Source organism: Bacillus sp. m3-13, from assembly GCF_000175075.1.
Taxonomy (GTDB): Bacteria; Bacillota; Bacilli; order Bacillales; family Bacillaceae_I; genus Sutcliffiella_A; species Sutcliffiella_A horikoshii_C.
In genome coordinates this window covers 64,291-83,625 of the sequence record NZ_ACPC01000013.1, presented here as the reverse complement: position 1 = coordinate 83,625, position 19,335 = coordinate 64,291, and the positions used below count along the sequence as shown (strand labels likewise).

The 19,335-nt window shown below is 39.9% G+C and carries 23 protein-coding genes; all 23 read left to right on the top strand.

Translation table 11 applies throughout. From position 1 onward, the window contains the following. Positions 1-31: 31 nt before the first annotated feature. Positions 32-421, top strand: a complete 390-nt coding sequence (gene flgB / locus M313_RS0106045) for a flagellar basal body rod protein FlgB (protein ID WP_010193391.1) — start codon at positions 32-34, stop codon at positions 419-421. Continuing rightward, the gene (gene flgC / locus M313_RS0106040; RefSeq protein WP_010193390.1) at positions 421-873 is read left to right on the top strand and encodes a flagellar basal body rod protein FlgC; all 453 of its coding nucleotides are present in this window, start codon (positions 421-423) and stop codon (positions 871-873) included. The genes flgB and flgC overlap by 1 nt, the downstream gene beginning before the upstream one ends. A 45-nt stretch (positions 874-918) precedes the next feature. Continuing rightward, the gene (fliE, locus tag M313_RS0106035) at positions 919-1,185 is read left to right on the top strand and encodes a flagellar hook-basal body complex protein FliE (RefSeq protein WP_392396760.1); all 267 of its coding nucleotides are present in this window, start codon (positions 919-921) and stop codon (positions 1,183-1,185) included. Between the two features lie 148 nt (positions 1,186-1,333). Further along, positions 1,334-2,923, top strand: coding sequence for a flagellar basal-body MS-ring/collar protein FliF (fliF, locus tag M313_RS0106030; protein WP_010193388.1), 1,590 nt, complete (start codon positions 1,334-1,336; stop codon positions 2,921-2,923). 18 nt (positions 2,924-2,941) lie between these two features. Next, a complete protein-coding gene (gene fliG, locus M313_RS0106025; RefSeq protein WP_010193387.1) occupies positions 2,942-3,961 on the top strand; it encodes a flagellar motor switch protein FliG in 1,020 nt (339 codons plus the stop codon). Next, the gene (gene fliH, locus M313_RS0106020) at positions 3,954-4,724 is read left to right on the top strand and encodes a flagellar assembly protein FliH (protein WP_010193386.1); all 771 of its coding nucleotides are present in this window, start codon (positions 3,954-3,956) and stop codon (positions 4,722-4,724) included. The genes fliG and fliH overlap by 8 nt, the downstream gene beginning before the upstream one ends. A gap of 2 nt (positions 4,725-4,726) precedes the next feature. Next, positions 4,727-6,040 carry a flagellar protein export ATPase FliI gene (gene fliI / locus M313_RS0106015; protein ID WP_010193384.1) on the top strand — a complete coding sequence of 438 codons (1,314 nt, stop codon included), beginning with the start codon at positions 4,727-4,729 and terminating at the stop codon, positions 6,038-6,040. A gap of 9 nt (positions 6,041-6,049) precedes the next feature. Next, positions 6,050-6,499, top strand: coding sequence for a flagellar export protein FliJ (gene fliJ, locus M313_RS0106010; RefSeq protein WP_010193382.1), 450 nt, complete (start codon positions 6,050-6,052; stop codon positions 6,497-6,499). A gap of 7 nt (positions 6,500-6,506) precedes the next feature. Further along, positions 6,507-7,079, top strand: coding sequence for a MotE family protein (locus M313_RS0106005; protein ID WP_010193381.1), 573 nt, complete (start codon positions 6,507-6,509; stop codon positions 7,077-7,079). Positions 7,080-7,102: 23 nt separating this feature from the next. Then, complete coding sequence (locus M313_RS0106000) at positions 7,103-8,293, top strand: flagellar hook-length control protein FliK (RefSeq protein WP_157182425.1); 1,191 nt, start codon at positions 7,103-7,105, stop codon at positions 8,291-8,293. Beyond that, positions 8,290-8,943 (top strand): flagellar hook assembly protein FlgD, encoded by a 654-nt coding sequence (gene flgD, locus M313_RS0105995; RefSeq protein WP_010193378.1) that lies wholly within the window; start codon positions 8,290-8,292, stop codon positions 8,941-8,943. Before M313_RS0106000 ends, flgD begins: the two co-directional genes overlap by 4 nt. Positions 8,944-8,982: 39 nt before the next feature. Further along, entirely contained in the window at positions 8,983-10,464 is a 1,482-nt protein-coding gene (locus M313_RS0105990) for a flagellar hook-basal body complex protein (RefSeq protein WP_010193376.1), read from the top strand. A 40-nt stretch (positions 10,465-10,504) separates the two neighbouring features. Next, positions 10,505-10,723, top strand: a complete 219-nt coding sequence (locus M313_RS22835; RefSeq protein ID WP_010193375.1) for a flagellar FlbD family protein — start codon at positions 10,505-10,507, stop codon at positions 10,721-10,723. Next, positions 10,710-11,141 (top strand): flagellar basal body-associated protein FliL, encoded by a 432-nt coding sequence (gene fliL / locus M313_RS0105980; protein WP_010193373.1) that lies wholly within the window; start codon positions 10,710-10,712, stop codon positions 11,139-11,141. The genes M313_RS22835 and fliL overlap by 14 nt, the downstream gene beginning before the upstream one ends. Before the next feature lie 38 nt (positions 11,142-11,179). Then, positions 11,180-12,178 carry a flagellar motor switch protein FliM gene (gene fliM, locus M313_RS0105975; protein WP_010193371.1) on the top strand — a complete coding sequence of 333 codons (999 nt, stop codon included), beginning with the start codon at positions 11,180-11,182 and terminating at the stop codon, positions 12,176-12,178. Beyond that, complete coding sequence (gene fliY, locus M313_RS0105970; RefSeq protein ID WP_010193370.1) at positions 12,168-13,400, top strand: flagellar motor switch phosphatase FliY; 1,233 nt, start codon at positions 12,168-12,170, stop codon at positions 13,398-13,400. The genes fliM and fliY overlap by 11 nt, the downstream gene beginning before the upstream one ends. A gap of 18 nt (positions 13,401-13,418) precedes the next feature. Next, positions 13,419-13,781, top strand: coding sequence for a response regulator (locus M313_RS0105965; RefSeq protein ID WP_010193369.1), 363 nt, complete (start codon positions 13,419-13,421; stop codon positions 13,779-13,781). 11 nt (positions 13,782-13,792) lie between these two features. Then, on the top strand, positions 13,793-14,449 hold the full coding sequence (locus M313_RS22830) for a flagellar biosynthetic protein FliO (RefSeq protein ID WP_010193368.1): 657 nt from the start codon (positions 13,793-13,795) through the stop codon (positions 14,447-14,449). Next, the gene (gene fliP, locus M313_RS0105955; protein WP_010193367.1) at positions 14,446-15,111 is read left to right on the top strand and encodes a flagellar type III secretion system pore protein FliP; all 666 of its coding nucleotides are present in this window, start codon (positions 14,446-14,448) and stop codon (positions 15,109-15,111) included. Before M313_RS22830 ends, fliP begins: the two co-directional genes overlap by 4 nt. A 13-nt stretch (positions 15,112-15,124) precedes the next feature. Continuing rightward, positions 15,125-15,394: a flagellar biosynthesis protein FliQ gene (gene fliQ / locus M313_RS0105950; protein ID WP_010193366.1), complete on the top strand. Its 270-nt coding sequence runs from the start codon at positions 15,125-15,127 to the stop codon at positions 15,392-15,394. Positions 15,395-15,398: 4 nt separating this feature from the next. Then, positions 15,399-16,175, top strand: a complete 777-nt coding sequence (fliR, locus tag M313_RS0105945) for a flagellar biosynthetic protein FliR (protein WP_010193365.1) — start codon at positions 15,399-15,401, stop codon at positions 16,173-16,175. After that, the gene (flhB, locus tag M313_RS0105940) at positions 16,176-17,264 is read left to right on the top strand and encodes a flagellar biosynthesis protein FlhB (protein WP_010193364.1); all 1,089 of its coding nucleotides are present in this window, start codon (positions 16,176-16,178) and stop codon (positions 17,262-17,264) included. A 30-nt stretch (positions 17,265-17,294) separates the two neighbouring features. Further along, positions 17,295-19,334 (top strand): flagellar biosynthesis protein FlhA, encoded by a 2,040-nt coding sequence (flhA, locus tag M313_RS0105935; protein ID WP_010193363.1) that lies wholly within the window; start codon positions 17,295-17,297, stop codon positions 19,332-19,334. Position 19,335: the final 1 nt, after the last annotated feature.

The following is a 19,335-nucleotide window of genomic DNA, read 5'->3' as shown; positions in this document are numbered from 1 at the left end:
CGTAACAAAAGATATATTTATGGGGGTACTAATGAAGATTTTTTCGACATCAATCCAAGCATTGGAAAAAGGTATACAGTATTCGGGTGCAAAACATAAAGCTATTTCACATAATATCGCAAACGTTGATACACCCAACTTTAAACGAAAAGAAATAAAACCGAACTTTGGTGAAACTTACCAAAGAGCACTTGAAGCAAATAAAACAGATGACAGACATAGAGAATTTTCCGGAAGTTCAAATAAAGCGTTTAAAATGGATAACACATCTTATTCCTACTCACATAATGGCAATAATGTCGACATAGATAAAGAAATGTCAGATTTGGCTGAAAATCAAATATATTATTACACATTAATTGATCAAATGAGCGGGAAGTTCCAATCCCTTCAAAACGTAATTAAAGGAGGGAGAGGATAATGTCCATGTTTAAAAGTATGAACATCTCGAGCTCCGCTCTTACCGCACAGAGGCTCAGAATGGATGTTATATCATCAAATATGGCAAACGTCGACTCAACCCGCGGGGAATACCGTAACGGGCAGTGGGAACCGTACAGAAGGAAGCTGGTAGAAACCGCACCGAAGGAAAACAGTTTCCAATCCTATTTACAAAAAGCCTCTGGAAATGGAAGTGGTTTTGGAAGTGGAGTGAAGGTAACTAGAATTAAAGAAGATGATGCTCCTTTCCGTGTAATGTTCGACCCAGAGCACCCGGACGCAAATGAAGACGGATATGTTGAACTGCCCAATGTCGATCCTTTAAAAGAAATGGTCGACCTTATGAGTGCATCAAGGTCCTATGAGGCGAATGTGACGGTATTTAATGCTTCAAAAGGTATTATGATGAAAACGTTGGAGCTTGGTAAATAAGTGGAGGTCATATAGATGATTACTAAAATAGCTAATTCTAATCAAATGGTTCAGAATCTAAATAGTGTTCAGAAAACGAGTGGGGATGTGCATCAACAGTTTTCTACCTATTTAAAAGATGCTTTAAATGAAGTGAACAATGCACAAGTTGCTTCCAATCAAATTACTACAAAGCTAGTTAATAATGAGGGAGTAGAGCTTCATGACGTGCTGATTGCTCAGCAAAAAGCAAGTGTAGCCATGTCGCTTACGATGGAAGTAAGAAACAAAGGCGTGGAAGCATATCAGGAAATTATGAGAATGCAAGTGTAGCCTAAAGGATATGGCTAAGTAACTCCGCTCAACCTTGATACATAAATAATTTTTGTCACCCAAGCGTGACTGTGATCTTACAGATAGAAAAATGCGGTTATTTACTGCATAACTTTGCTGCAAGATAATAACCGGGGGAATTGACGTAATGAAAGAGAGATTACAAGAGATAAAGACAAAAACTTTTTCCTTTTGGACTAGTAGAACGAAAGCTCAAAAGACAGCAATGCTCAGTACAGTTATCGTATCCATTTTTGCAATAGCTGCGATGGTGTACTTCCTGAATAAGACGGACATGGCTCCTCTATATAAAGATTTGACCGTGCAGGAAACAGGTCAAATTAAGGAAGTGTTAGATGGAAGAGGCATCCAATCGCAGATTACAAATAACGGTACCGCTATTTTGGTACCTCAACAATCAGTAGATTCATTGAAAGTGGAATTGGCTGCTGAGGGCCTTCCGAAAAGCGGTAGCATTGATTATGGTTTTTTTGGAGAAAGATCAGGGTTTGGAATGACAGATAATGAATTCCGAATAATGAAATTGGATGCCATGCAAACAGAACTTGCGAATTTGGTTAAAAGTATTGAAGGTGTGAAAGAAGCACAGGTCATGCTTAGTCTCCCTGAAGAAGGGGTGTTTGTAAGAGAGTCAACACAAGAGGCTTCAGCCTCCATCGTCATAGAAAACGATCCTGGGTATCAATTTGACCAGAATCATGTTAATGCGCTTTATCATCTTGTTTCAAAGAGTATTCCTAACTTAGCTACAGATAATATCGTCATCATGAACCAAAATTTTGAGTATTTTGATTTAAATAATAACCAGAGTTCCGGTAACACCTTTAATGCGTCCACGCAATTGGAGCTAAAGAAGGAAATTGAAAGAGACATCCAAAGGCAAGTACAGCAGATGTTAGGAATGATGATGGGTTACAACAAAGTAGTAGTTTCCGTAACCACTGACATTGATTTCACGCAGGAAGCAAGAGAAGAGAATAGGGTAACACCAGTTGATCCAGAAAACATGGAAGGAATTGCAGTAAGCGTTGAACGAATTACGGAGAGTTATACAGGTAGTGAAGACACTGCTGGTGGGGTTCCTGGAACTGGAGAAGCAGATATCCCTGCATATGTAGCCGGAGGAGGATCCGGCAGTGGCGATTATGAAAAAATGGAAGAAAGAATCAATAATGAAGTGAATCGAATCAGATCTGAAATTGTAGAAAGCCCTTATAAAGTTAGAGATTTGGGCATCCAAGTTATGGTTGAACCTCCTGTCGCTGATGACCCATTATCCATGCAGGAAAATACGATAAATGATATTAGACAAATACTAAGTACAATTGTCCGAACAACCATTGATAAAAATATGTTAGGGGAAGACCCTGAACTAGCTAACATTGATGAGAAAATTGTTGTTTCCGTTCAAGAGTTCAATGGAAAAGTAGAAATGGAAGAATCAACTGAATCTACAATTCCAACATGGGTATATATCGCTGCTGGAATTCTCTTAGCTGTCATCCTCTTGTTATTGTTCCTACTATTCAAACGAAGTAGTAAAGAGGAAGAGGAAGAAATAATGGTTACAGAAGAGGAAACTGTTCCATTCCAAGTGCCGGATATAAACAATGAAAAAGAGTCAGAAAGTTCAGCACGCCGAAAACAACTAGAAAAAATGGCCAAAGAAAAGCCGGACGAATTTGCGAAACTTTTACGTTCGTGGTTGTCGGAATAGAAGGGAAGGGAGACGAATATGGCAAAAGCAACGCAGGCAAAAGCCTTTTCAAATAAGCAAAAGGCAGCCATCTTATTGATCTCGCTTGGTCCGGATGTTTCGGCTTCCGTTTACAAGCACTTATCAGAAGAAGAAATCGAGAAATTAACACTTGAAATCAGCGGTGTGCGTACAGTCGATTCTCATATTAAAGAGGATGTTCTGGAAGAGTTTCACCAAATCGCCCTTGCTCAAGATTATATATCTCAAGGAGGAATTGGTTACGCCAAAACAGTTTTAGAGAAAGCCTTGGGGAAAGACCAGGCTACAGCCATCATCACAAGGCTTACCTCTTCTTTGCAAGTTAAGCCCTTTGACTTTGCAAGAAAAGCGGATGCTTCTCAAATCCTTAATTTTATACAAAACGAACACCCACAAACGATTGCACTTGTCTTATCTTACTTGGAACCGACAAAGTCCGGTCAAATATTATCAGAGTTACCGCAAGAATTGCAGGCGGATATTGCAAAAAGGATTGCAGTCATGGACAGTACCTCACCTGAGATTATTAATGAGGTAGAGCAAATCCTTGAACGAAAGCTTTCTACTACCGTTACTCGGGATTATACAAACACTGGCGGAATTGACTCTGTCGTAGAAGTGTTAAATCAGGTAGACAGAAGTACAGAAAGAACCATCCTTGACTCCTTGGAAATTCAAGACCCTGAATTGGCAGAAGAAATCAAGAAACGCATGTTTGTATTCGAAGACATTGTTACGCTTGATAACATGGCCATTCAGCGAGTAATTCGTGACGTTGAAAATGAAGATATGATGCTTGCACTGAAGGTTGCAAGTGAAGAGGTCAAAGAGATTGTATTTAAGAATATGTCTAAACGAATGGTAGAAACCATGAAAGACGATATGGAATACATGGGTCCTGTTCGCTTGAAGGATGTTGAAGAGTCTCAATCTCGTATCGTAGGAATCATTAGAAAGCTTGAAGAAGCAGGGGAGATCGTCATTGCTCGTGGCGGAGGAGATGACATCATTGTCTAAGTTAATAAAATCTTTTTCTCTTAAAGAAGGAAATTCTCAATCTGTTTCTATAAAAGTTGCTCCGATTTTCAACAAGAAACAAACGGATGCAAATACAGAAACAGTACTTGGTCATAGTATAGAATCTATTAATCATGCCATAGAAAAGGCAAATCGTGAGGCTGCCGATATTTTGGAACAGGCATCCTTGGAACGACAAACTGCTGCAAAGAAGATTGAAGAGGACAAGAAAGCATGGGAGTCAGAGAAAGAATCTTGGATGCAAAAAGCATATGATGAAGGCCATGATCAAGGTTATCAAGCAGGGGAAAAAGAGGCACAAGCACTATATGAAGAGAAGCTTAACGAGGCAAATCAAATAATTGAACTTGCCCAATTGCATTATAATGAAAAACTTGACAGCTCATTGGAGTCCATCGTCAAGCTTGGTGTAAAAGTGGCTGAAAAGATTATTGGGTCTTCCTTGGATTCAGATCCTTCCACTTTTACGCAGTTGGTTCAAGCAGCCCTTAAAGAAGTAAAAGAAAAAGAGGATGTAAAAATTTATGTATGTCCTAAACAATACCCAACTCTTATGATGAATAAACAGATTTTGCAAAATATCATCAATAGCCAATTTGAACTTATTATCTATCCTGACTCAGAGTTGAAAGAAAACGGTTGCTGGATTGATTCTACTGCAGGAAGAATGGATGTATCTATTGATACTCAGTTGAAGGAAATTAAAGAACATCTTTTACAACTTGTAAGAGCGGAGTTGTAACCATGTTGACAATTGAGGAGTTACTGCAAGAAATAGACACGATGAATTCGTACAGGCGCTATGGAAAAGTAAAAAGAGTTATCGGTCTTATGATTGAGTCCAAGGGGCCAGAGAGCTCCATTGGGGATGTATGCAATATCATCATCCATAAAAAGAAAAAAAGAATTGTACAAGCGGAGGTCGTCGGCTTCAGAGATGACCACGTTATTTTAATGCCATTTACTGATATCCAGGATATTGGACCTGGATGTATGGTGGAGGCGACAAATAACCCTTTGGAAATTAGAATCGGTGAAGAGTTGAGGGGAAAGGTACTTGATGCACTGGGAAAACCTCTTAATCAAGAGGAGGAATTACCAGTCGGTTTAGGTAAATACCCTACAGACCAAGCACCCCCAAACCCAATGACGCGACCATCAATTACAGAAGAATTGGAAGTGGGAGTAAAAGTCATTGACGGCCTGCTTACAGTAGGCAAAGGGCAGAGGGTCGGGATTTTTGCTGGTAGTGGAGTTGGAAAAAGTACACTTCTTGGGATGATTGCACGAAATACTCATGCAGATATTAATGTGATAGCACTTATTGGGGAACGAGGCAGAGAAGTTCGAGACTTTTTGGAACGTGACCTTGGTCCTGAAGGGTTAAGTCGTTCCATCGTTATCGTGGCTACATCCGATCAACCCGCACTTATGCGGATAAAAGGGGCATATACGGCAACGGCCATCTCAGAGTATTTCCGAGATATGGGCTATAATGTCATGCTCATGATGGATTCAGTGACAAGGGTGGCAATGGCGCAAAGAGAGGTTGGTTTGGCAGTGGGAGAACCGCCGACCACCAAAGGTTATACACCCAGCGTATTTTCCATGCTTCCTAAATTGTTGGAAAGAACCGGCACAAACCAACACGGGTCCATCACGGCCTTCTACACAGTGCTGGTGGATGGGGATGACATGAATGAGCCCATAGCTGATACAGTTCGCGGGATACTTGACGGTCATTTTGTTTTAGATAGAGATCTTGCAAATAAGGGGCAATACCCGGCAATTAACGTGTTAAAAAGTGTGAGTCGGGTTATGAACCATATCGTTGATAATGAACATAAACGTGCAGCGGAATCCATGAGGGAAAAGCTTTCGAAATATTACCAAGCTGAAGACCTTATTAATATTGGGGCCTATAAGCGAGGAAGCTCCAGAGAAATCGATGATGCCATTCAATCCTACCCGGCCATCATAAACTATTTAAAACAAGAAGTGGATGATAGCTGGAAGTTTACTGATACAAAAAAAGAATTAACAAACTTAATGAAGTAGGTGGTAGGCATGTCTGTTAGAAGAGGCCGTTTAGAAAAGTTGTTGGTGGTGAAAAAAGCCGAAAAAGACCAGGCAAGTTCAGAATATCAAACGGCAATTTCACAGTTTGAAACAGAAGGCCAAACCTTATATGAATTATTAAAGAAGAAAGAGCAATTAGATGAAGTTTTGCAAGTTAGCCTCCAAACTGGAATACCAATAGAAACACTTAAACAGCAGCAATTCTTTATGGGGAACTTGGAAAAAAACTTGCTTCACCAACAAAAAAAAGTAAGCCATGCTAGGGCATTCATGAACTTAAAAGAAGAAAAACTAAAAGAACAATCGGTGGAATGTAAAAAATATGAAGTGTTGGATAACAAAGAAAAACTTTATTGGAAGCAAAATGATCTTAAAGTGGAGGCAACATTTATAGACGAACTCTCCATTCTTCAATATTCGCAACACACGAATAGGTGAATAAAAAATGAAAATAGAAAAACAAACAGAAGAAGTAGAAGAAAAATATACATTCCTGCAAAAGCTTTTGTATTTGTTTATCATTCCGCTTCTTTTCACACTTGTCATTGTACTGGGCTATCTGACGTATGAAGGGAAAAATGTATTTGAAGTTGCCCAATCTTTCCTCCCTGCCAAGGAAGAAGTGATTATTACTGAGGAAGAAAAAGAAGAAGAAGGGTCGTCATCTACAAAAAATGACAACACAAATTCCTCGCAAGAAATCATTCTCCTAGAAAGGCAAATTAGTGATAAAGAAAGGGAGATCACTAAGCTTGTTGCAAGTCTAGAAGAAGCGAATAGTAAAATAGAAGATTTAGAGAAACAACAACAAGAAATAAGATCTTCAACAAAAGAGTTGGCCAAGCTATATGAAGGAATGTCCACGAAAAAGGCTGCTCAAATCATAATAGAACTGGATGAAGATATGGCGCTCTTGATCTTAAATGAATTAAGCACCTCCAAAACATCTTCTATCTTAGGACAACTCGAACCAGAACAGGCAGCAAGATTTACGGAACTACTAGCCGATAAGGAATAGGTTTTTAGAAAGGAATGAAAGAAGTGAACTTTTTTGTAACTGGTGAAGCTTCTGCTTCCGTCGGTTCAAGCAAGAAAATGAGTCCAGACGGTATGAAAAAGTCAGAGCAACTAACCGAAAGTGTGTCGGACAGTTTCCGTTCAATCTTGTCTGAAAGTCTCCTTTCTGCCATGTTGTCCCTTTCTCAGTCTGATAGTGAGATGGTAGGAGAAGATAATGCCGCAGTGGAGAAATTGATGAAAGAAATGGATGACATCACAACATTGCAGCTTGCTATTCTTAATGAACTACAAGAGTGGCAAAACATGCAGACTGATTCAAATGAAAATAAAGAACTACCAGAAGAATATTTCCATTTGTTAGAAGATGTTATGGCGATGATGTCCCTCCTCTCAAATTTTGACGGCAATATTCAAGGAAAAGTCGATAAAAAGTTAATACAACCATTCACTCAGCTATCAGATAGAGTGATGATATTTATGAAAAGTTATATTACGCCAATGGATGAAAAGTCAGATCTACAAATGTCTACTAAAGAACAGTCAAACATACAGGATCTGTTAAAGGCAATAGATTCCAAGATGGGCAAGGTAGAACAGATGGTAAGGGCAGCGACCCCAACTTTTCCACCCACATCGGATTCGTCTTCATTGAAAACAGCTTTTATGCCTAGTGAATCCTTACTACAAATTGGTCCCGTTACGATGAACTTGTTGCAACAACCAAAACAGACGACCATCCAATGGGTAGTGGATACAACTTCAAATGAGGTTGCACGAGAACAATTGATGCAAAAGCTTGAAGGTATCTTGTCTAAAACAACTACAAGACTAGTTAACGGTAACCAGTCCATGACCATCCGGTTGGCTCCCGATCATCTTGGAACATTACATATAAAATTACAGGAAACCGAGAACGGTTTAGTCACTAAACTTATTGTTCATTCCAAGTCTGCTGCATCGCTTCTTGAGAGCGGTATTGCCAATTTGAAACAAACTCTTGCACAGGCGAATGCGAATATGGATAAGATTGAAATTGTGTTTTTAGATCAAGAGCAAAAGTTCACACAACAGCATAAAGGAACAAATGAAGAAAATTCCCAAGCAAAGCAATCTTTTAAGCAGAACAAGCAACAAGACGATTCCAATCAAACTTTTGAAGATGTCCTTTTAGAAGAGTTAGAAATAAAAATCCCTGAAGGTGAGAGAACATGACAAATACTATTTCATCTGATCTTTACATTCAGAACCGTCCGGTGGAAACATCTAATCAGAACAATGTGATGGGAAAAGACGATTTCCTACGTCTTCTTATTGCCCAATTGCAAAACCAGGATCCATTAAACCCAATGGAAGACAGAGAATTTATTGCCCAAATGGCAAATTTCTCTTCTCTTGAACAAATGGCGAACTTGAATAAAAGCATGGAAGGTTTTATAGACACCCAGAATAAAATGAACGTACTCTCCCTGCAACAATATCTAGGCTCAGAACTTACTTGGCAGCACACATATATGGTGGAAGACGAACCATTTGTCGAAATGAAGAACGGTACGGTTGCAAGTATCTCCATGCAAGATGGAAAGGCGAGACTTATCATGGATGATGGAAGTGAGATCACTGTAGAGCAAATCACAAAAGTGAATCAGTCTGGAGAGATCTCTCAAGGTGGAAATGCCTCCCTACTATCAGCAAGTCACCTAATTGGAAAAAAGGTTTCCATCACTTTAGGGGAAGAATCCTATGAAAACGTCATGGTTAACTCCGTATTTACCAAGGACGGAAAAATTCATCTCACAGTTACAGATGAGCGCTTGTCAGATAAAAAGATACCGCTTAATGCCATCCACCAAATTACACAATAAATAGTGATAGACCAGAAAGCAAAATGAGGGGGAAAAAGAATGTTACGTTCCATGTATTCAAGTATCGGAGCACTTAGAAACTTTCAAACAAAACTAGATGTGATTGGTAACAATATTGCAAACGTCAATACGTATGGCTTTAAAAAAGGAAGAGCTACTTTTCAAGAGATGATGGTCCAACAATTATCAGGTGCAAGCGGACCTGCAGCAGGAAAAGGTGGAGTTAATGCGAAGCAAATTGGACTAGGCTCCATGATTAGTACGATAGATACCATCCAAACTCAAGGGTCACTGCAAACCACTGCAAGACCACTTGATTTAGCCTTATCCGGAGATGGATTCTTCGCAGTAGCCTCCATTGCAGATGTTACAAGAGTGAATGTTGATAGTGACACCAACTATGGGGATAACAAGATACTAGGTGGTGCCGTTAACAATGCGGTAGCGATGAACTATACAAGGTCAGGTAACTTCTACCTTGATAATAATGGATACATCGTAAACTCAAACGGAATGTACATGGTTGGAGAAACAGGGGAGAAGCGAATTCCAAATGACCAAATCATGGAAGCGTCCAACGCTGCGTTGAATTCTGGGGAGATTTTCTTTGATGAATACAGGGACTTTAGAAATGACACGAACAAATTCCTAGACCTTTCAATGAAGTTCTTGGAAGCTCAACGAACATTTGAAGATGCTGAAAAAGCGAATCTGGAATCAGGCGGAAATGATCCTCAACTTGCAGCAGCGGCGACAGCAGCCGAAACCGCCAGAGATAATGCAGCAACCCAGTTCAATGATTTCAATACGGATATTTATGTGAATCAAAGAACTGCTTTTACAACTTCAGCCCAAAACATGAACGACGGGATAGACAGTTTTATTGGTGAAACTGGTGAAGTAGCATACAGAATGATTGACCCGGTTGTCCAAGACCCAACCATCCCGATGCCTACTGCAGCAACAGCCAATGTCAATGACCTTTCAAATCTTGTAAGCTATGCACAATCAGTCAAAACCAGCCTTGACACCGCATACAAGACTTTCGAGAATTTCATCGCCAAAGCTGAAATGATCCAACAACCTACATGGACAGATTCATTAAGCGGCAGCCCTGGTCTAATCCAAATTCCGCCTAATGCAAGAAGCTTCAGTATTTCCGGAGATGGAAAAGTGAACTTTATTGATCAGTTTGGAGATTTAAAAGTTGCAGGTCAGCTAATGTTAGCTAAATTTCCAAATGATGCTGGTTTAGAAAGAATTGGAGAAAATCTATTCCAACAATCCAACAACTCCGGAACAATGGATAAAAATGGTGATGGAATCCAGCTTGAGGAAATGTTTAAACCAGGTGACGATGGCGCTGCATCCATTATTTCCGGCACACTTGAAATGTCCAATGTGGACTTATCTGAGGAATTTACGGAAATGATCACGGCTCAAAGAGGGTTCCAAGCGAACACCAGAATCATCACGACATCAGATGAAATTCTTCAAGAGCTTGTCAATCTGAAGCGATAAAGGGGGAAGGGATGAGTTGGAATAACTTAGCCCGACTAAAATGATAAAGCTAACAAAGCTTAACGGGAAGCCTTTTGCGCTCAATGTCTGGTTGATTGAGCAGGTAGAGGAAACACCTGATACGATGATTACCTTAAATAATGGTAAAAAGGTGATAGTCAAAGAGAGAATGGAAGAAGTGGTCCTGCATTGCAAAGAGTTCTTCGCTCACATGCATCATGGAACACATTTGGAGGGTACAAAAGATGTTTCGCAATAAGTTACTTAATATCATGATCATTATCCTCCTTGGTATTTCACTTATAGGAGTAATTGCATTGGTTACTGTGGATAAGTTCTATGCGGATGAATCAACTGAAGAGCCCACCATTGATGAAATCATTAAATACTCCATTGATTTCGATGAAATGACAACGAACCTGCAAAGCGGGGGCTATGTCCGTTTGAAGATGAAAGTCCAAACAGATAGTAAAAAAGCGACGGAAGAACTATTGAAAAGGGATTTTCAGGTTCAAAACATCGTGATACACCAAATTGCCAGCAAGACTGCTTCTGATTTTGAAGGTGGAAAAGGTCTGACGCAACTGGAAGAGGAAATTCAACAAAAAATCAATGAAGTGATGCAGGACGGAGAAATCGTGAAAGTCTATACAACCTCCTTTCTCCTTCAAAATTAATCACCCAAGAGATTCATGTAAATTAGGAGGTGGTGGATATGTCGACAGAAGTGATGTCACAAAGTGAAATAGATGCGCTTCTTTCTGCCCTATCGACAGGGGAAATGAACGCCGAGGAGCTAAAAAAGGAAAATCAGGAGAAAAAGGTTAAAGTATATGACTTTAAAAGGGCACTTCGGTTTTCCAAAGATCAAATCAGAAATTTAACAAGAATTCATGAAAACTTTGCCAGATTGTTAACGACCTATTTTTCTGCTCAATTGCGAACCTACATACAAATCAGTGTGGCGTCTGTAGATCAGCTGCCTTATGAAGAATTCATTCGTTCTATCCCTAAAATGACCATTCTGAATGTATTTGAAGTGGCGCCGCTTGAAGGAAGGGTTGTTCTTGAAATAAACCCAACTATTGCTTATGCGATGCTTGACAGGCAACTTGGAGGCAAGGGAACGGGCGTTAATAAAGTGGACAGCTTAACAGAAATAGAAACAAAGCTTATGACCACTCTTTTTGAGGGAGCCATTGAGAACTTCGGCGAAGCATGGGATACAATAGCGGACATTCAACCATTTCTTTCAGATTTAGAAGTGAATCCGCAGTTTCTGCAATTAGTTTCTCCGAATGAAACAGTAATAGTAATATCCATGAATATTACGATCGGTGAAGTAACGGGGATGATCAATATATGTATTCCTCATGTAGTGCTAGAGCCAGTTATTCCTAAATTATCTGCTCACTATTGGATGGAAGAGAAAAACAAAGTGAGGCAGGATCATGAGATAGCTACTCTAGAAAAAGCGATCAGAGCCACTGCATTAACGGTTACGACTGAATTGGGACACTCAGAAATATCTTTTTCAGATCTATTGAACATAACAATTGGTGATGTACTTCCACTACAACAGAAAATAGATGAGCCCATAATTGTCAAAGTGGACAATAAACCTAGTTTTTATGGACAGGTCGGCCAGGTGAAGAAAAATATGGCCGTACAGATTTTAGAAAAAATCAAGGAGGGATACGAGGATGATGAGTGATGGAATGTTATCTCAAGATGAGATAGATGCGTTGCTTCGAGGTACAGATAGCAACAATGAAGAACCCCTCTTTGTTGATCTTAATATTGAAGAATATCTATCTACAATGGAGCAGGATGCGCTTGGTGAAATTGGCAATATATCGTTTGGCAGTTCCGCAACCGCTTTATCCACTTTATTGAATCAAAAAGTTCAAATTACAACACCAAAGGTTACTTTGGTAGAGAAAAGCAGATTGGAAAGTGAATTCCCAGATCCTTATGTAGCAATAAGAGTAAGTTACACAGAAGGGTTTTCTGGTTCTAACATACTGGTTGTTGAACAAAAGGATGCTGCTATCATTGCAGATCTGATGCTTGGAGGAACAGGGGAGAACCCTCAGAATGAATTTGATGAAATTCACTTGAGTGCCGTCCATGAAGCGATGAATCAGATGATGGGTTCTGCCGCTACTTCCATGTCGACTGTGTTCGCAAAAAAGATTGATATTTCACCTCCTTCTGTCATGTTGATTGATTTTAAAGCAGGAGATGGGACCAGTGAGATGCCAGAAGATGAACTGTTAATTAAGGTGGCCTTTTCCATTAAGATCGGCAAATTAATAGATTCATCCATCATGCAAATACTTCCCTATCCATTTGCAAAGAAATTAGTGGAAGAACTCCTGCACCGCGATGACGAAACCAATCAAGTTTCAGAAGTTATCCAGGAAACAGAAAAACCAACTAGTCAAGCAAATGAATCTTCCTATGAGCAACGGAATCAAGAACAAACAGCTTCCACTGCAGATTACTATCAAAGGGAAGAAGAGCGTTCGGTTACAGAAGCTCCTATTAGAGAACATGCATATGCAGGCGGGCATGAAAGGCCTAGCAATCCTGCACCAAGAACGCAGCAAGCAGTTAATGTACAACCTGCAGTCTTCTCGAGTTTTGAAACAACAACCGTGGAAGAATCTGAACCTAATAACTTAAATATGCTTTTGGATATACCTCTACAGGTTACGGTGGAACTAGGAAGAACGAAGCGTTCTGTCAAAGACATCCTTGAATTGTCAACAGGCTCCATTATTGAACTGGATAAGCTTGCAGGGGAACCGGTGGATATTCTTGTCAATAACAAACTTATCGCGCAAGGTGAAGTGGTAGTGATAGATGAGAGTTTTGGAGTAAGAGTAACAGATATTGTAAGTCAAACAGATAGAATTAGAAAACTTCGATAGATCCTAGGAGGAAATAACATGAGTAAAAGAATTTTAATTGTGGATGATGCGGCATTTATGAGAATGATGATAAAAGATATCCTGACGAAAAACGGCTATGACGTTGTGGGTGAAGCAGCGGATGGCGTGCAAGCGGTGGAAAAATACAAAGAACACCACCCAGACCTAGTTACTATGGATATCACTATGCCTGAAATGGATGGAATCACTGCCCTTAAAGAAATCAAAGCGATCAATCCAAATGCAAAAGTAATCATGTGTTCTGCAATGGGGCAACAAGCAATGGTCATTGATGCAATCCAGGCGGGTGCGAAAGACTTCATCGTAAAACCTTTCCAGGCGGATCGAGTGATTGAAGCTATCCACAAAACTCTTTCATAGAGGTGTCTGTTTTGTATGCCAACAAGATTTTACGTAGTTTACTAGTGGTGGCTCTTCTATTTTCACTGCCGATGACAGGCTTTGCGGCCGGTTTAGAAAATAGTGTAAAAAACGAATTAGACAAACAAAAAGCTGATCAAACAGAAGGAGAACTGAACACTCCTTCTGAAGGTGAACAGGATATTTTGGAGCAAAAGCCGCCATCTGTCTCCTTTTTTGATTTTATTAAAATGATATTCGCTCTGTTATTTGTATTGGCACTGCTCTATGGAGCGTTGAAACTAATCAATAGCAGAAACAAGTTAGATAGTGGACGGTCGGTTGAAAACATTGGTGGGACAAACCTCGGAAACAACAAATCTCTTCAACTTGTGAAAGTTGGAAACAGTGTGTTGGTTGTGGGGGTGGGAGACTCCATCAATCTGCTGAAAGAAATAACAGATGAACAAGAACGTGAACAACTTATTCAGTCTTACAGAGACCGTTCTGAGAATATGACAATTAATTCCGATAAGTTGTCAAGTATGATGGAAAAGTTCAAAGGAATAAAGAAAACAAACAGCAAATCAAGCTTTTCCTCTCTTTTACAAGATCAATTAGGTCAATTATCTAAAGATCGGAAAAAGAAGTTGACTGAAATGGATGATAAAAAGGAGTATGGGCAATGACGGAATTCATGGGACTATTTAGCGGGAATGAAGCGTCGACTGTCTCCACATCCGTGCAACTATTATTATTACTGACTGTTTTCTCTTTAGCACCAGCGATACTTATTTTGATGACTAGTTTTACGAGGATAATTATTGTGTTATCGTTTGTCCGAACATCCCTTGCCACCCAATCAATGCCGCCAAACCAAGTTTTAATAGGCCTTGCATTGTTTTTGACATTTTTTATTATGGCACCAACATTTTCACAAGTGAACGATCAGGCTCTACAGCCTCTTTTCAACGAAGAAATAACGCTTGATGAGGCGTATGAAAAAGCGAGCATTCCTTTAAAGGAATTCATGAGCAAACATACTAGACAAAAGGACCTGGCATTATTTATCGATTATGCAGGAATGGAAAGACCTGAGAGCATTGAAGATATACCGCTTACCGTTCTTGTACCGGCTTTTGCCATCAGTGAATTAAAAACCGCCTTTCAGATTGGCTTTATGATCTTTATTCCCTTCCTAGTCATTGACATGGTTGTCGCAAGTGTTTTGATGAGTATGGGGATGATGATGTTGCCGCCTGTTATGATTTCTTTGCCGTTCAAGATTTTATTGTTCGTCCTTGTGGACGGTTGGTATTTAATCGTGAAATCTTTATTGCTAACATTTTGAATGAGGTGTAAAAATGAGCCCGGAATTTGTAATATCTATGGCAGAAAGAGGAGTTTATACGATTCTATTAATTAGCGCACCTCTTCTGATATTGGCTTTAGTCGTGGGCTTAATTGTAAGTATCTTTCAAGCAACGACCCAGATCCAAGAGCAAACACTGGCTTTTATACCGAAAATTGTAGCGGTATTGGTGGGGTTGGTTGTTTTTGGTCCGTGGATGCTGTCCAACATGCTTTCATATGCTTTGGAAATCTTCAATAATATTCACCGGTATGTGAGTTAGTCCCATGCTAGAATGGGTGAACTATTTTCCAGCATTTTTATTGGTTTTGACAAGAGTGACGGCATTCTTTGTCACCCTGCCACTCTTTTCTTATCGGAATGTACCTTCCACTTTTAAAGTGGGTCTCGGATTTTTCTTTGCACTTGTTATGTCCTTTTCGTTGGACCTCCCGATTATAGGGATTGATGGGACATATATTTTGTTGGTAATAAAAGAGTTGATGGTAGGGCTTTTGATAGGTCTAGTCGCATATATGGTCTTATCTGCTATTCAAATTGCAGGGGGATTCATCGACTTCCAAATGGGATTTGCGATTGCCAATGTCATTGATCCGCAGACAGGCATACAGAGTCCAATCATGGGCCAATTCTTTTATACATTCGCCTTGCTGCTTCTTTTGGCTGTTAACGGGCACCACTTAATGATGGATGGCATCTTTTACAGCTATGAAATGATAGCAGTTACGCAGGCATGGATACCACTTGGGGAAGCACAAGTATTTGAGTTTGTGCTCAAAACAATCAACACCATGTTTGTCATAGCGTTGCAACTAGCCATTCCGATAGTCGGTGTACTATTTTTAGTGGATGTGGCGCTAGGGATTGTCGCTAGGACAGTGCCGCAGCTTAATGTTTTTGTGGTAGGTCTTCCTTTGAAGATAGGGGTAAGTTTTATTACGATCATATTCTCTCTCACCATCCTTTTCACCCTGTTTTATAAGCTTTTTGAACTCATGCTTTATACCATGAGAGGCTTATTGGAATTGCTTGGAGGTATCTAGATGACAAATTGGGTTAGGTTAGACCTGCAATATTTCAGTGGTGAAAAGACGGAGAAAGCTACACCGAAAAAGAAGCAGGATACAAGGAAAAAAGGGCAGGTTGCCAAAAGTGCAGATGTAAATACTTCCTTCGTATTAATTGCAGTTTTCTTATGCCTGTTTGCAATTGGTCCTTGGATGAAGGATGAGACCTTAAAGCTGTTTGAGCATTCCTTCCGCGTTTATCTGCTCGAGGAAGTGACTGTCCAAAAAGTTCATATGATATTTCTGGAGTTGATCATGCAATTGATCTGGATCATCGGACCAATTATGCTAGCTGCTCTTCTTGGAGCAGTCATAGCAAATTATCTCCAAGTAGGTCCATTATTCTCGACAGAAGCGATACATATGAAACTCAATAAGTTGGATCCAATACAAGGGTTCAAACGGATTTATTCCGTTCGCGCCATAGTCGAATTGGTTAAGTCCATGCTGAAAATTGTTTTTGTAGGGATTATAACTTTTTCTATTTTGTGGATGAGTTTAGAAGAAGTGCTGATTCTCTCTCAAAAGAATTTACATGAAGCGTTTGCCTTCTTGGGCACCTTGACCGTGAGAATGGGTTTGTTTGCAGGAGGAGCATTACTGTTTTTATCCATTTTTGATTATTTATATCAAAAGTATGATTATGAAAAAAACATCCGAATGTCTAAGCATGATGTAAAGGATGAGTATAAAAAAGCGGAAGGTGATCCGCTGATTAAATCAAAAATCAAGCAAAAACAACGCGAAATGGCAATGCAGAGGATGATGCAGGACGTTCCTCAGGCAGATGTCATCATTACAAATCCAACCCACTTTGCGATTGCATTGAAATATGATGAATCAAAAGGTGATGCGCCGATTGTTCTTGCAAAAGGCGTGGATTATGTTGCTAAAAAGATTAAAGAAAAAGCAAAAGAGCATAACATTGTCACAGTGGAAAATAAACCGCTGGCAAGGTCACTTTATAGCCAAGCTGAAATAGGAGATGCCATCCCTGAAGAATTTTTTCAGGCGGTAGCGGAGATTCTGGCATATGTTTATCGATTACAAAATCAAGTGAAATGATGGTTGAAAGAAAAGGAGAGATAGAAGTTCATGTCAGCAAAAGATTTATCCGTATTACTTAGTGTCATTTTGATTATTGCCATGTTAATTATTCCTTTTTATCCATGGATGCTAAGTATTTTTATCATTATTAATATCTCCCTTGCTCTAATTGTCCTATTAACAACCATGAATATTCAAGAGCCGTTGCAATTCTCCATATTTCCGTCCTTGCTTTTATTACTAACACTGTACAGGTTAGGTCTAAACGTTTCTACGACAAGATCCATTCTGAGTGAAGGTACTGCGGGTACTGTTGTAGAAACGTTTGGAACATTCGTGGTAGGTGGCAATGTGGTCGTTGGACTTGTTGTATTTATCATTTTGGTGGTTATACAGTTTGTTGTTATTACGAAAGGTGCAGAACGTGTCTCAGAGGTGGCTGCACGTTTTACATTGGATGCAATGCCAGGGAAACAAATGAGCATTGATGCAGACCTGAACGCAGGAATGATTTCTGAACAAGCAGCAAAAGAAAGACGTGAAAAAATTGCAAAAGAAGCAGACTTCTACGGAGCGATGGACGGGGCCAGTAAGTTTGTGAAAGGTGACGCCATAGCAGGGATTATCATCGTGTTCATCAATGTAATCTTCGGTATTGTTATCGGGATGGCTCAGATGGGATTGAGTTTTGCTGAATCTGCTCAAAAATTTACGCTTCTAACGGTAGGGGATGGAATTGTATCTCAAATTCCTGCCCTGCTGATAGCAACTGCTACAGGTATCGTGGTTACAAGGGCGGCATCTGAGGGGAATCTTGGTGGAGATATTACGAAACAGTTGTTTGCCTATCCGCAAATGCTTTATGTTGCTGGAACCACCATTCTCCTTCTTGGTATTGCCACTCCGATTGGTCCTTTATTAACGGCACCAATTGCTTCTCTTATTATCGTAGGTGGCTATATGATAAGCCAAAAGCAAAAAGCAGATATTGTTGTGGAAGAGGAAACGGAAGAGGAAGTAGTGACAGATGAATTAAGGAGTCCTGACAGTGTGGTCAACCTTTTATCTGTCGACCCGGTAGAATTTGAATTCGGTTATGGATTGATTCCATTGGCAGACTCCAAGCAGGGGGGAGACTTGCTAGATAGGATAGTCATGATAAGACGCCAACTAGCACTTGAGCTTGGGTTAGTCATCCCTGTTGTTCGCATCCGGGATAATATTCAGCTGCAACCCAACGAATACCGTTTAAAAATCAAAGGAAATGAAGTCGCGAAAGGCGAGCTCTTGCTTGATCACTATCTTGCTATGAGCCCGGGAATGGATGAAGACAGCATTGAAGGAATTGATACGATAGAACCTTCCTTTGGTCTCCCAGCAAAATGGATAAGCGAGGATATGAAAGATGAAGCAGAAATGTATGGCTATACCGTTGTAGATCCTCCTTCAGTGGTATCAACACATATTACAGAAAAAATGAAACAACATGCCTACGAACTTCTTGGTAGGCAGGAAACAAAACAACTTGTCGATCATTTGAAAGAAAGTACGCCAATTTTAGTGGAAGAGGTAACACCTTCGCCACTTTCCATTGGGGATGTTCAAAAAGTCCTTGCCAAACTTCTTAAAGAAAACGTATCGATTAGGAACCTGCCTATTATTTTTGAAACGTTGGCAGATTACGGGAAGATGTCAGCAGACACAGACCTTCTGACAGAGTATGTAAGACAAGCACTAAGTAAACAGATAACCAATCAATATGCCGTTGGAAATGAGACGTTTAAGGTCGTTACATTGGCAGGCAGGGTGGAAAAACTGATTGCTGATCACATTCAACAAACAGAACATGGCAACTTCTTATCCCTTGATCCCAATGTATCGATGGAAATTGTACAAAAGGTGGGCGAGCAAATGGAACAGTTTTCTGTTTATGAGCAATCCCCGATCCTATTATGCTCTCCGGCTGTCAGGATGTATGTGAAGCAAATGCTAGATCGATATTTACCGCAAGTACCTGTTCTGTCTTATAACGAATTGGAAGCAAGCATAGAAGTACAAAGCATCGGGGTGGTGAATGTGGAAGGATGAA

Excerpts from the sequence above, each read along its gene's own strand:
- flhB (WP_010193364.1), top strand. The coding sequence starts at position 16,176 with ATGACAAATTGGGTTAGGTTAGACCTGCAATATTTCAGTGGTGAAAAG.
- fliM (WP_010193371.1), top strand. The coding sequence starts at position 11,180 with ATGTCGACAGAAGTGATGTCACAAAGTGAAATAGATGCGCTTCTTTCT.
- M313_RS22835 (WP_010193375.1), top strand. The coding sequence starts at position 10,505 with ATGATAAAGCTAACAAAGCTTAACGGGAAGCCTTTTGCGCTCAATGTC.
- M313_RS0105990 (WP_010193376.1), top strand. The coding sequence starts at position 8,983 with ATGTTACGTTCCATGTATTCAAGTATCGGAGCACTTAGAAACTTTCAA.
- fliL (WP_010193373.1), top strand. The coding sequence starts at position 10,710 with ATGTTTCGCAATAAGTTACTTAATATCATGATCATTATCCTCCTTGGT.
- fliJ (WP_010193382.1), top strand. The coding sequence starts at position 6,050 with ATGTCTGTTAGAAGAGGCCGTTTAGAAAAGTTGTTGGTGGTGAAAAAA.
- fliY (WP_010193370.1), top strand. The coding sequence starts at position 12,168 with ATGATGAGTGATGGAATGTTATCTCAAGATGAGATAGATGCGTTGCTT.
- fliF (WP_010193388.1), top strand. The coding sequence starts at position 1,334 with ATGAAAGAGAGATTACAAGAGATAAAGACAAAAACTTTTTCCTTTTGG.
- fliR (WP_010193365.1), top strand. The coding sequence starts at position 15,399 with ATGCTAGAATGGGTGAACTATTTTCCAGCATTTTTATTGGTTTTGACA.
- fliP (WP_010193367.1), top strand. The coding sequence starts at position 14,446 with ATGACGGAATTCATGGGACTATTTAGCGGGAATGAAGCGTCGACTGTC.
- flgD (WP_010193378.1), top strand. The coding sequence starts at position 8,290 with ATGACAAATACTATTTCATCTGATCTTTACATTCAGAACCGTCCGGTG.
- flgB (WP_010193391.1), top strand. The coding sequence starts at position 32 with ATGAAGATTTTTTCGACATCAATCCAAGCATTGGAAAAAGGTATACAG.
- fliG (WP_010193387.1), top strand. The coding sequence starts at position 2,942 with ATGGCAAAAGCAACGCAGGCAAAAGCCTTTTCAAATAAGCAAAAGGCA.
- M313_RS0106005 (WP_010193381.1), top strand. The coding sequence starts at position 6,507 with ATGAAAATAGAAAAACAAACAGAAGAAGTAGAAGAAAAATATACATTC.
- flhA (WP_010193363.1), top strand. The coding sequence starts at position 17,295 with ATGTCAGCAAAAGATTTATCCGTATTACTTAGTGTCATTTTGATTATT.
- fliI (WP_010193384.1), top strand. The coding sequence starts at position 4,727 with ATGTTGACAATTGAGGAGTTACTGCAAGAAATAGACACGATGAATTCG.
- flgC (WP_010193390.1), top strand. The coding sequence starts at position 421 with ATGTCCATGTTTAAAAGTATGAACATCTCGAGCTCCGCTCTTACCGCA.
- fliE (WP_392396760.1), top strand. The coding sequence starts at position 919 with ATGGTTCAGAATCTAAATAGTGTTCAGAAAACGAGTGGGGATGTGCAT.
- M313_RS0105965 (WP_010193369.1), top strand. The coding sequence starts at position 13,419 with ATGAGTAAAAGAATTTTAATTGTGGATGATGCGGCATTTATGAGAATG.
- fliQ (WP_010193366.1), top strand. The coding sequence starts at position 15,125 with ATGAGCCCGGAATTTGTAATATCTATGGCAGAAAGAGGAGTTTATACG.